Origin of the sequence: Mycobacterium barrassiae (assembly GCF_025822765.1) — a bacterium.
Lineage (GTDB): Bacteria > Actinomycetota > Actinomycetes > Mycobacteriales > Mycobacteriaceae > Mycobacterium > Mycobacterium barrassiae.
Window position 1 is genome coordinate 462,716 of record NZ_JACKUK010000023.1, and the last position, 11,780, is coordinate 474,495.

The following is an 11,780-nucleotide window of genomic DNA, read 5'->3' on the forward strand; positions in this document are numbered from 1 at the left end:
CGCCGCGCTCACTTGCCACACACAAACGCGCCGTGGGTCGTGATGACCCACGGCGCGTTCGTTGTTGAACCTACCTGCGGCCCTTCTTGGCCGGAGCGCGCTTCACAGCCTTCTTGGCAGCGGTGCGCTTCACAGCCTTCTTGGCCGCAGCGCGCTTCACCGTCTTCTTGGCTGCTGCCTTCTTGACGGTCTTCTTGGCTGCTGCCTTCTTCACAGCCTTCTTGGCAGCGGTGCGCTTCACAGCCTTCTTCGCCGCGGTCCGCTTCACAGCCTTCTTGGCGGCGGTGCGCTTCACAGCCTTCTTGACTGCTGCCTTCTTCACAGCCTTCTTGACTGCCTTCTTGGCCGCTGCCTTCTTCACGGCCTTGCGGGCACCGCCCGCAGTCACACCACGCTTCACTGCTGGTCCTTCCGCTGGGAGGCGCTGTGCGCCAGAGACAACCGCTTTGAACTGAGCACCCGGCCGGAATGCCGGTACGGACGTTGGCTTGACTTTCACGGTCTCGCCGGTGCGCGGGTTGCGCGCAACACGGGCAGCGCGACGGCGTTGTTCGAAAACGCCGAAGCCGGTAATAGTGACGCTGTCACCCTTGTGAACCGCACGCACGATGGTGTCTACGACATTCTCCACCGCGAGGGTTGCCGACCGACGATCCGAGCCCAATTTCTCCGTGAGTACGTCGATGAGCTCCGCTTTGTTCATCCAAAACCTCCGAAAACCAGTAGCCCACTTTGGGCCGACTAGTGGACACGGTAAACCTATTGGCCACTGATTTCCAAGAGCCACGCGCAATTTCAAGAGAAACTAGCGAACTTTCTTGCCCCCCTTGGACTCCTGCCGGGGGCCCGGATAACCGGGTTAAGTAATGAATTCGTCGGCTCGTAGAGCCGATTCGTCACATTGCCAGAGTGCGTGGTTTCCAGCTCGGACGACGCGCTTCGTACGCCTCGATTTCATCGCATTTCCGCAGCGTAATGCCTATATCGTCGAGTCCTTCGAGAAGTCGCCAGGCGGTGTAATCGTCAATGTTGAACGGCACCATGACCGTTCCGGCGACCACGTTCCGATCTTGAAGATTCACAGTAATTTCCATGCCTGGCTGCTCCTCGAGGAGCTTCCACAACAGTTCGACATCATCCTGGGCGACTTGCGCCGCCAAGAGGCCCGCCTTGCCCGCGTTGCCCCGAAAAATATCGGCGAAGCGCGACGAGATGACGACTCTGAATCCAAAGTCCATGAGTGCCCAGACGGCATGCTCGCGTGACGAACCGGTGCCGAAATCCGGGCCCGCCACCAACACCGACCCTTTGTCGAAGGGTGAAACATTGAGCACGAACGAGGGGTCGGTGCGCCATGCGGCGAACAAACCGTCCTCGAAACCCGTTCGGGTTACCCGCTTCAAATAGACCGCAGGAATGATTTGGTCGGTGTCGACATTGGAGCGCCGAAGCGGAACGCCGATACCGGTATGGGTGCGGAATGGTTCCATGGGAATTCCTTCTATTAACTCAGGTCTGCGGGCGAAGACAACGTGCCGCGCACAGCGGTGGCCGCCGCGACCGCTGGGGACACCAAATGTGTGCGGCCGCCCTTACCTTGGCGACCTTCGAAATTTCGGTTCGACGTCGATGCGCAACGCTGTCCCGGCGAGAGTTGATCTGGATTCATTCCAAGACACATCGAACAACCGGCCTGCCGCCACTCGGCGCCGGCGGCGGTGAAGATTTCGCCGAGGCCCTCTGATTCGGCCTGTGCACGCACTCGCATCGAGCCGGGCACGATGAGCATCCGCACGCCGTCGGCGACCTTGCGGCCTTTCAACACATCGGCGACCACCCGCAGATCCTCGATGCGGCCGTTAGTACACGAGCCGACGAAGACGGTGTCGACAGCGATGTCGCGCATCGCCGTACCGGGCCGAAGATCCATGTACGCCAACGCTTTCTCGGCGGACTGCCGCGCGCTCTCGTCAACCATCAACTCGGGATCGGGCACCGACGCAGACAGCGGGACGCCCTGACCCGGGTTGGTCCCCCACGTGACGAACGGGCTCAGGGTCGCGGCGTCGATGTACACCTCGGTGTCGAACTCGGCGCCCTCGTCGGTACGCAGTTGCTGCCACTCCGCCACCGCGGCATCCCAGTCGGCACCCTTCGGTGCGTGCGGACGACCACGCAAGAACTCGAAGGTTGTCTCGTCGGGTGCGACCATGCCCGCGCGCGCGCCCGCCTCGATGCTCATGTTGCAGATCGTCATGCGGCCTTCCATCGACAGCGATTCGATGGCGCTGCCGCGGTATTCGATGACGTACCCCTGTCCCCCGCCGGTACCGATCTTGGCGATCACCGCGAGGATGATGTCCTTCGCGCTCACACCGGCGGGCAGTCGGCCGTCGACATTGACCGCCATCGTCTTGAACGGCCGCAGCGGCAGCGTCTGCGTCGCGAGTACGTGCTCGACCTCCGAAGTGCCGATACCCATCGCGAGCGCGCCGAACGCACCGTGCGTCGAGGTATGGCTGTCGCCGCACACCACCGTCATGCCCGGCTGCGTGAGCCCGAGCTGCGGCCCGATGATGTGAACGATTCCCTGTTCCGCATCGCCCATCGAGTGCAGACGGATGCCGAACTCCTCGCAGTTGCGGCGCAGCGTTTCGACCTGTGTACGCGACACCGGGTCGGCGATCGGTTTGTCGATGTCGATCGTCGGGACGTTGTGGTCCTCGGTTGCGATGGTCAGGTCGGGCCTGCGGACCGGACGGCCGTTGAGTCGAAGCCCGTCGAATGCCTGCGGGCTGGTCACCTCGTGGACGAGATGCAGGTCGATGTAGATGAGGTCGGGCTCGCGCGCTGCACCCTCGCCGGAACCGTAGGCGACGACATGGTCGTCCCACACCTTTTCTGCCAGCGTCCGCGGCTTTTCTTCGGTAACCATCTTGACTTTCTCACATTCTGGGAAGATAGTATCTCCCTGTGAGACAGGATAGCGGCATCGGCGTGCTGGACAAAGCCGTGGGCGTGCTTCACGCGATCGCCGAGTCCCCATGCGGGCTCGCCGAGTTGTGTGAACGCACCGGGCTACCGCGTGCCACCGCGCATCGGCTGGCCGCGGGTCTGGAAGTGCACCGGCTGTTGACCCGTAACGGAGACGGCCGATGGCGGCTCGGACCTGGGCTCACCGAGTTGGCGGCACAGGTCAACGATCCACTGCTGGCTGCCGGTGCCGTCGTCCTTCCCCGCCTCCGCGAGATCACCGGCGAAAGCGTTCAGCTGTACCGCCGCGAAGGCACCTCACGCATCTGTATCGCCGCCCTCGAACCACCTGCAGGGCTAAGGGATACCGTTCCGGTCGGCACGAGACTGCCGATGACGGCGGGCTCGGGGGCCAAGGTGCTGCTCGCCCACGCCGACGTCGCCACCCAGCAGGCCGTGCTGCCTGCGGCGAAATTCACCGACCGAACCCTGGCCGAGGTACGCAAACGCGGCTGGGCGCAGAGCGCCGCCGAACGCGAGCCCGGCGTGGCGAGTGTTTCTGCGCCGGTGCGTGATGCGCACGGCGCGGTGATCGCGGCGGTGTCGGTGTCCGGCCCGATCGACCGGATGGGCCGGCGCCCTGGAGCGAGATGGGCCGCCGATCTCTTGGCCGCGGCCGAAGCGCTCACGCGTCGCCTGTAAAGGGTTTTCGGACATCTGACCGCTGCCGAAACGCCTCCACAGCGGTCGGCAGCGTCATGAAGATTCGGTGTTCGCCGATTTTTTCCAGCAGACCCGCGGCGCCAAGCGCCTGCCGCAGATCCTGTTTGACCCGCGCCATCGCGAACACGACGCCGCGACGCGCGAGATCCTCGCGGAGCTGCTCGAGCGCATCGAGCGCAGTGAGATCGACTTCGACATTCGCTTCGGCGTTCAGCACGAACCACTCGACGGGTCCGTCGTTTTCAGTTACGGCCGCCAGTGCTCGGCGCCGGAAGTCCTGTGCGTTCGCAAAGCACAGCGGGGCGTCGTACCTGTAGATCATGAGACCGGGTATCGAGGTGGCCTCCGGGTAGTCCTCGATGTCGTGCATCCCGGGGATGCCGGGAACGAAGCCGAGGACGCTGTCATGGGCGTGCGCGACGCGGCGAAGCAGATCCAGGATGGAAAGGGCGACCGCTGCGAGCACCCCGTACAGCACACCGACACCGAGTACGGCTGCGGCGGTTGCCACCGCCAGGATCAACTCGCTTCGGCGGAATCGCGCGAGCCGGCGGTACTCACCGACATCGATCAGCCGGCACGCGGCGAACACGACCAAGGCCCCCAGCGCGACAGTCGGAAATTGCGCCAGCACACCTCTTCCCCACAACAGCACCGCAAGGACGGTCACCACCACGACCATCGAGCACAACTGGGTGCGGCTGCCAACGGCATCTCCGACCGCGGTGCGGGACGCGCTCGAACTCACCGGAAATCCGTGTGTCAAACCCACGCCGAGGTTGGCGGCCCCGAGCGCACGCAGTTCGGCATTGGCGTCGATCTCCTCGCCCTCGCGAGCCGCGAACGCACGCGCAGTCAACACATTGTCGGAAAAGGCGACGATCGCAATTCCGACCGCAGGAAGAATCAGGGCAACGACATCGCCGGGATCCACGCGAGGCACCCCCAGCGTCGGCCAGCCACTCGGGATCGCACCGACCACGCTGATTCCATTGGCCTGCAACGACAGCAGTGCCACCGCCGCCGCAGCCGCGAGCACCGCGATCAACGGTCCTGGCGCTCGTGGCACCCACCGTCCGAGACCTTCCAACAGCAGAAGAACGCCGACGGCAAGCACGATCGTCGGCCAATGGACGTCGTCGACGTTGGTGATGAACGAGCGAATCAGTTCGATGAAGTCACCACCTTCGACTGTGGTGCCTGTGACCTTGCCGAGTTGGCTGGCGATCATCAGCAGCGCGATGCCCGTCATGTAGCCGACGAGCACGGGTTTGGACAACATGTTGGCCAGAAACCCCAACCGCGCGAGCGCCGCCATGAAAGATATGGCGCCGACGAGGATCGCCAGCAGCGCCGCGAGCATCGCGTACCGCCCGCTGTCACCGAGGGCGAGCGGCGCGAGAACGGCAACCGTCATCAACGCGGTGGTCGATTCGGGCCCGACTGAAAGCTTGCGCGACGAGCCGATGAGGACGTAGACCACCAGCGCAACCGCCGCGACCCACAATCCGACGACAGCGGGCAGACCCGCCAGCGTCGCATAGGCCATCACCTGCGGAACAAGGTAAGCCGTGACGGTCAGTCCCGCGATCACATCGCCACGCAGCCAGGCGCGCTCGTAATTCCGGAACTGCGCGACGCCCGGCGCCCAGTCTCTGAAGCTCCGCAGGTTCCCCATGGTGTGAGTCAGTGTCTCCCGAACGGTGCTGTCACGAGCAGGACGCTACCGATCTGTGCCGGTCAGCGGCACCCACCGCGCACGGTTGGTGACCTTCGGCCGTTGCCGAGGGACCTACGACCCGGTCCGAAAGACGCCACAGCTGAATACCGTTGACGCACCAACGCCGAATGGACAGGAGCACGGGAGGCGACGGCGGGCCGGGTCACGAATCGATGGTCGAGCAGCAATCGGGGAGCGCCGCTTCGCCAGGCGCCAGTCCCGATGTTGGGTAGCACAACCGATTTGGACCGCATCGTCGTGCTCATCGTGCGAAGAAGGGCAGCCGGCTGACTTCCGCGGTTTGACCGCACCGCCGCTTGCCGCAGATTACCGTTCGATCGGGGACGACAGACACCGCGTGAAGGGACCAACGGCCCTGCCTAACGTCTTCGGCCGACCGTAACGTCGGCCGAAAAGGAGGCTCGTTATGGATTGGCCCACTGCCGCAGTATTGATCGCTGTTGTCATCGCCGTCATGACGATTTTGACCACCTATATCAACGGCCGCTATTCCAAGAAGTAGGAGGAATGACGATGAGCCAGAGTTCCCCGAAGTACGGGATCCTTGTCGGAGTCGATGGGTCGCCCGAATCGGAGGCGGCCATCCGATGGGCCACCCATGAGGCCGTCATGCGTGACCAGCCGATCACCCTGTTGCACGCCATCCCGCCTGTCGTCGTCAGCTGGCCCGTCGCGTATCTGGAAACGAGCTTCGCCGAGTCGCAGGAGAATTTCGCCCGCGAGGTTCTCGACAAAGCGCAGAAGACGGTCCAGGCAAGCATCGGAGAAGCTCAGCCCCCGGAAGTTCGATCCGAGGTCATGCATATCGACGCCCCCTCAGCGATGGTGACAGCGTCGCGCGACGCGTATATGACGGTGGCCGGCAGTAGGGGGCTCGGCGCGATCGGGCGCACGATTCTGGGCTCGGTCAGTAGCGGTTTACTCCACCACGGGTATGGGCCGATCGTGATCATTCCCTCCGACCAGGCTCCTGCGCCCCACGGCTCCGCACCCGTTCTTCTCGGTGTCGACGGCTCCCCCGCATCCGAGGATGCGACGGCCCTGGCGTTCGACGAGGCGTCCCGAAGGGGCGTCGATCTGGTCGCCTTGCACGCATGGAGTGATGTCGGCGTCTTGCCGGTCCTCGGAATGGACTGGCACAAGTACGAAGACGAGGGACACGAGGTATTGGCTGAACGCCTCGCGGGATGGCAGGAGCAGTACCCGGATGTGCGTATCCACCGCCGGATCGTCTGCGACCAGCCCGCACGATGGCTCATCGAGGAGTCTGAAAAGGCTCAGCTCGTGGTGATCGGCAGCCACGGTCGCGGCGGCTTCGCCGGTATGCTGCTCGGCTCGGTCAGCTCGAAGGTGGCGCAGGGGTCGAAGGCCCCTGTGATCGTCGTCCGCGCCCGGCGTGATTCGAAATGACGGACACCACGAGGCCCATCGTCGTCGGCGTCGACGGTAGCGACGCAGCGATGTCGGCGGCGATATGGGCGGCCGCGGTAGCGCTGAAATTCGAGGTTCCGCTCGAGTTGGTCAGTGGCGCACCTGAAGCCGGTCACCTGCTGACCGACGCCGCCATGGCCATCCGGGCCGCCGCGCTCGCCGAGCATCACGAGCAGGCGGCCGCGCTGCTCAAATCGACCGAGGAACAGGTGCGCGCCGCGGCGCCCGGGCTCGAGGTGACCACGCTGCGATCCGATGAGCCTGCCGACGCCCTGCTGATTTCACGCAGCCGCTCCGCCCGATTCGTGGTTCTCGGCGCCGGGGCGATATCGCCTGCGGCCGCTCTGCTGGTCGGGTCGACAACCCTTGCCGTAACGGCACATTCGGCATGTCCGGTGGTGGTGTGGCGCGGTGACAGTGACGTGCCCACGAAGAAGCCCATCGTGCTCGGAGTGGACGGGGAGCGGACGGGCGCGGTCGCGTTTGAAACTGCTTTCGAGTTGGCGAGCAGATTCGACGTCGAGTTGAGGGCCGTCCACGCCTGGCCGTCGGTTCGGCCGCCGGCGTGGGTCACCGAGCCGTTGCTGACCGATTGGGACGGTCTCGAGAGCCTTGAGTGGGCAAAGCTTCTCAACATTCTCGAGCCGTGGACCGCGCGCTATCCGGACGTGAAGGTGACGAACTACATCGAACCGGATGGACCTGCCAAGGTTCTCCTGCGGCATGCGGCCGATTCGCAGCTTGTCATCGTGGGCAGCCGGAAGCGCACTCTGCTGGCGGCGACGCTGGTGGGCTCCACCGGGCTCAATCTCTTGCATCACTGCCCAACCCCGGTCGTCATCTGTCATTGACGACCGGGCGTCATGAACGAGCGACGATCACCGGAATCTGCGCTGCTTGCACAACCGCGGTGCTCACCGAACCCAACAACGTGCTCGCGACGGCTCCGTGTCCGTGGCTGCCGACGACGATCATCTGCGGCGGTCCGGGGTAGTCGACCAGACGCAGCGCCGGTTGATCCCGAACAACCACCCTGCGCACGACGACATCGGAATAGCGGTCTTGCCACGCGGCCAGCCGCTCAGCGAACTGTTGGTCGACCTCGATGCGCAGATTCTCCCAGTCGAGGGTGAATTCGAACGCCCCCGAACCCCACCACGCGTGCAGCGCCACCAATTCGACTCCACGTCGGGATGCTTCCTCGAAGGCCAGCGAGGTGGCCGCCGCCGCCGAGGGCGAGAGATCGCAGCCGAGCAGAACCGGCCCGTCGACATTTGGCGTTTCCTCGCGGATGACGGCCACCGGGCACCGCGCATGGTGCACCAGACCCATGCTCACCGAACCAAGCAATGCGCGTGCGAGTCGTCCCCGACCTCGGTTGCCCACCACCACCATTTCGGCATGCTGTGACATCTCGACCAGCGCCGGCACCGCGGTCGCGCGAAGCAGTTCGGTCGAAATCTGCAGTGCCCCATCTGAGGCCCCATTCGCAGCGTCCGTCGCCACCGAGACAGCCTCGTCGAGGATCTGCCGGCCCAGGTCGTTCTGCCAACTCAACACGTCGGGTGGCACCGGTGTTGCCAGCCAGGTGCCGACCACCGGCGCAATGGCATGGACGATGGTCAGGCGCGTGTCACGCAGGCGGGCATCATGTGCGGCCCATCGAAGGGCCGCCTCGGCCGAAGGTGAACCGTCAACGGCGACAACGACGCCTGCCTCGCCGGTGCTCACGTGCGCTGGCCGTGGATGTCGGCGTGATGGCCAGCGCGTTCCTCGGCAGCTCGTTGCTCAGCAGCCGTGACGATGACCGCGTCGGGCCCGGGAAACACAGTCGCCGTGTGGTCATTGTCGAGCCATCGGACGACGTAGGGTGGCGAGCCGTCATCGGAATGCACTTCAGTGATCAGTCCGCGTCGCTCGGGATGGTCGATAGTGAGGCCTTTGGTCACAAGCCAATCCCCGACTTCGGCTTTCATATCTCCCTCCTCATCAATCAAGGCATCAGATCAATCACACCAAGTCGATCAATTCGTCGATTCCCTGCTCGATTCCGCGTGCGAGTTCGTCCACATCGGGCGCGGCGTCGTAATCCGCCGTGATACCGAAGGTGAGTTCATCGGCGTAGCTCACGATCGCCACGCCGGTGCGGAGGTTCAGGGCGATCGGCGGAATCGGCATCATCCGTAGGACTTCGCGGTCCAAGATTCGGAGTCGGTGGCGTGGCCCGGGGACGTTGGTGGCCAGCGTCACGACACCATGCTGCGGGAGTTTGGTGAGCGCGCGAACGGTCCACGCGGTCAACGCGAACGGCACCATGTTGACGGCCGCAACGAATGCGCTCCCCGCCTCACGCTGTCCGCTGGACTTTGCCCGCGTCAACCGTTTGTGCACCGTCTGCAGCCGGTCGACGGGGTCCTCGCGGTCCACTGGGAGGAAGGGCAGCATCACGGAGACCCGGTTATCCGTGATGTCCATCTCGTCGTTCGACCGCACGGACACAGGCACCAGCGTCCGCAATGAGTTCCGCTTCGGCGGCGTGCCCCGACGGATCAGCGCGGCCCGGTAGCTGGCTGAGATCGCCGACAACGCAACGTCGTTCAGCGTCACATCAAATGCATCCTGTATTTTCGCGACATCCCGAAGGCTCACTCGCGCAGCGCTGTAACGCCGCATGGTTGTCACGGGGCCAACGAGTGGTGAGTCGGCGGCCGGACTCAAGATTGCGCTGGCGATCTTCACCGCACCTCCGACCGCCAGCTCCGCACTGGCCGCTGCCTCAGTAGCGAGACTCCAGGTGGCGCGCGCCCAATCCAAGGGATTCAGACTCAGTTTGAAGGAAGCGTCCTGCTTCGCGGGCACCTGCTTGGCAGCCCGGATCTCCGTCGCGAAGGTTTCGCCCTTGCCCCCGTCGGCGAGCCCGGACAGCATGTGCATGGTCGTGATTCCGTCCGCAATGCAGTGGTGGATCTTGAGCAGCATCGCCCATTGTCCGCCCGAGAGGCCCTCGATGATCCAGCATTCCCACAGTGGGTGGTCACGATCCAACCGCCGTTCCATGATGTCGGCGGTCAGCCGGAACAACTCATTGTCGCTTCCGGGCGCGGGTACAGCGATGTGATGAATATGGTGGGAGAGATCGATATCCGGCGCGTCCTCCCATTCCGGCGGTTGAAGATCGAGCAGGTGAGTCCGAAGTACCTGCCTCATCCTGGGCACTGCGGTCGCTCTCTCCAAAACGGCCGCCGCCAGAGTTTCGAATTCTGGGATCGGGCCCTCCAGCACCGATAGGCCGCCGATCGCAAGGCTGATGTGGGGGTCGGCGTCCTCCGCTTCGAGAAAGCCCGCATCAAGGGGGGTCAATCGCTCCACTGCTGCCTCACTCTCCGTACGCCCGTGCAATACCGAAGTCAGAACTGCAAGCAACAGATCTCGAGCGCCTCCGTGACTGAGTCGGCCACTGGCCGACTGGTATCCAAGCGATGCCCGCCCGGCCACCCCTGGCTTTCCTCGGCCAGCTCGACCGCGATCGCAGGCGTGGCGTCGGATGTCGACTCCGGCCTGGACGCAACCCGCGCCGACGCCTCGTCTGCCGGAATCGAGCAGGTGAATTCGGAGAACGGGGCCGCGGCGTCGGCCGCGATGCGGCGCGCCCGTTCTCGCTGCCCTGTATCGCGCCACGTTCCGTCAAGGATGACCGACACACCACGCTGGAGCAGAACACTCGCGCGCCGCAGAACTTCGTCGTACACGGCAGCCACATTGCGCGGGTCGTAGAGGCCGGCGTTGAGGCTGCCCGGTTCGCCGCCGATGGCACCGCTCTGCTGCAGTTCGCGGCGGACGTCGTCGGTTGAGATCACCTGGGCACGAATCTGTTCCGCGAGCCCGCGGGCCACGGTGGTCTTACCCGTTCCGGGGCCGCCGCCGATGAGCAGAAGTCTGACGACGCCCGCTCTCAGGTGATCAAGCGCGATGTCGAAATGTCGTTGCGCATCCACGCCCGCGGCGGGGTGCCCTTGTGCCACACGCACACAATCGACCTTGGCGCGGACAACCGCACGGTATGCGATGTAGAAGTCCACGAGCGACTCGGGCGCCGTCTCCCCCGCGGCTCGGCGGTATGCCGCGAGGAAGTGGGTCGCCAGCTCGGGGCGGCCCAGGAACTCGAGGTCCATCGCGAGGAACGCAGCATCATCGATACCGTCGATGAATCGGAGCGTGTCGTCGAACTCCATGCAATCGAGGATCGCCAACTCGCCTGGCGGGCAGAAGATGTCGTCGGCGAGGAGATCGCCGTGCCCGTCGACGACCCTGCCGTCTGCCACACGCTGGGCGAACAACGGCGCACGGCCCGCGACAAACGACGTGACCAGCTGACGTACTTCAGTGATCTTGTCCGCTGCAATCACCCCGTGGCGTTCGAGTTCGCGCAGGTTCTGTTCCCACCGAGCAGTGATGGCGTCTGGGCCGGCCTGCTGCGCGATCGCTTCACTGCGAACCGCATCGCGATGAAACCGTGCGAGCGTATCGGCGATGGCCGTCAACTGCTCGTGCACGGGCTCACCGTTTCTGACCTTCCAGGACAGCCGATGGTGGTCGCCGTAGCGACGCATCACCACCACCGGTTCCGCCAGTCCTCCGGACGGCCCCACGAAGTGTGCGACACCGAGGTAACTGTTCGGTGCCAGTCTGCTGTTGAGCGCGACTTCACGTTCGCACACGCTTTCCCGTTGCTCGACGGTCGTGAAGTCGAGGAAATCCGTGGCGATCGGCTTCTTCGCCTTGTAAGCCTTGTCCCCCAGCAGCATGACGACGCCCGTGTGCGTCTCGTGGACCTCCGCAGCGAAGTTGCCGGCCACAGTCCAGGGCTCGCGGATCTCATCGGACATCGTCATGGCATCCATGGTTCACATCA

Annotated in this window: 11 protein-coding genes; 3 read left to right on the forward strand and 8 right to left on the reverse strand. The window is 64.5% G+C overall.

Annotated elements, in window-relative coordinates:
• Window positions 1-70: 70 nt before the first annotated feature.
• The 3 genes from H7J93_RS12610 to leuC all read right to left on the reverse strand — a co-directional run bounded on the left by H7J93_RS12610 (window position 71) and on the right by leuC (window position 2,935).
• The gene (locus H7J93_RS12610; RefSeq protein WP_267306610.1) at window positions 71-703 is read right to left on the reverse strand and encodes an HU family DNA-binding protein; all 633 of its coding nucleotides are present in this window, start codon (window positions 701-703) and stop codon (window positions 71-73) included.
• Window positions 704-896: 193 nt separating this feature from the next.
• Window positions 897-1,490: a 3-isopropylmalate dehydratase small subunit gene (gene leuD / locus H7J93_RS12615; protein WP_267306611.1), complete on the reverse strand. Its 594-nt coding sequence runs from the start codon at window positions 1,488-1,490 to the stop codon at window positions 897-899.
• A 14-nt stretch (window positions 1,491-1,504) separates the two neighbouring features.
• Window positions 1,505-2,935: a 3-isopropylmalate dehydratase large subunit gene (gene leuC, locus H7J93_RS12620; protein ID WP_267306612.1), complete on the reverse strand. Its 1,431-nt coding sequence runs from the start codon at window positions 2,933-2,935 to the stop codon at window positions 1,505-1,507.
• A 38-nt stretch (window positions 2,936-2,973) separates the two neighbouring features.
• Here leuC and H7J93_RS12625 point away from each other — a divergent pair, with 38 nt between their 5' ends.
• Window positions 2,974-3,675: an IclR family transcriptional regulator gene (locus tag H7J93_RS12625; RefSeq protein WP_267306613.1), complete on the forward strand. Its 702-nt coding sequence runs from the start codon at window positions 2,974-2,976 to the stop codon at window positions 3,673-3,675.
• Here the strand turns inward: H7J93_RS12625 and H7J93_RS12630 are convergent.
• On the reverse strand, window positions 3,659-5,374 hold the full coding sequence (locus H7J93_RS12630) for a SulP family inorganic anion transporter (protein ID WP_267306614.1): 1,716 nt from the start codon (window positions 5,372-5,374) through the stop codon (window positions 3,659-3,661). The two genes, H7J93_RS12625 and H7J93_RS12630, sit on opposite strands and share 17 nt — an antisense overlap.
• A gap of 576 nt (window positions 5,375-5,950) precedes the next feature.
• On the opposite strand from H7J93_RS12630, the gene H7J93_RS12635 reads away from it, so the two are divergent.
• Window positions 5,951-6,847 (forward strand): universal stress protein, encoded by an 897-nt coding sequence (locus H7J93_RS12635; protein ID WP_267306615.1) that lies wholly within the window; start codon window positions 5,951-5,953, stop codon window positions 6,845-6,847.
• The gene (locus tag H7J93_RS12640) at window positions 6,844-7,719 is read left to right on the forward strand and encodes a universal stress protein (RefSeq protein ID WP_267306616.1); all 876 of its coding nucleotides are present in this window, start codon (window positions 6,844-6,846) and stop codon (window positions 7,717-7,719) included. The genes H7J93_RS12635 and H7J93_RS12640 overlap by 4 nt, the downstream gene beginning before the upstream one ends.
• A gap of 10 nt (window positions 7,720-7,729) precedes the next feature.
• On the opposite strand, the gene H7J93_RS12645 is transcribed toward H7J93_RS12640, so the two are convergent.
• The 4 genes from H7J93_RS12645 to H7J93_RS12660 are packed head-to-tail and all read right to left on the reverse strand — an operon-like array spanning window position 7,730 to window position 11,760.
• A complete protein-coding gene (locus H7J93_RS12645) occupies window positions 7,730-8,599 on the reverse strand; it encodes a universal stress protein (RefSeq protein ID WP_267306617.1) in 870 nt (289 codons plus the stop codon).
• Window positions 8,596-8,844, reverse strand: coding sequence for a DUF1918 domain-containing protein (locus H7J93_RS12650; RefSeq protein WP_267306618.1), 249 nt, complete (start codon window positions 8,842-8,844; stop codon window positions 8,596-8,598). Before H7J93_RS12650 ends, H7J93_RS12645 begins: the two co-directional genes overlap by 4 nt.
• A gap of 34 nt (window positions 8,845-8,878) precedes the next feature.
• A complete protein-coding gene (locus H7J93_RS12655) occupies window positions 8,879-10,237 on the reverse strand; it encodes a WS/DGAT/MGAT family O-acyltransferase (RefSeq protein WP_267306619.1) in 1,359 nt (452 codons plus the stop codon).
• 38 nt (window positions 10,238-10,275) lie between these two features.
• Window positions 10,276-11,760 (reverse strand): bifunctional aminoglycoside phosphotransferase/ATP-binding protein, encoded by a 1,485-nt coding sequence (locus H7J93_RS12660; RefSeq protein WP_267306620.1) that lies wholly within the window; start codon window positions 11,758-11,760, stop codon window positions 10,276-10,278.
• Window positions 11,761-11,780: the final 20 nt, after the last annotated feature.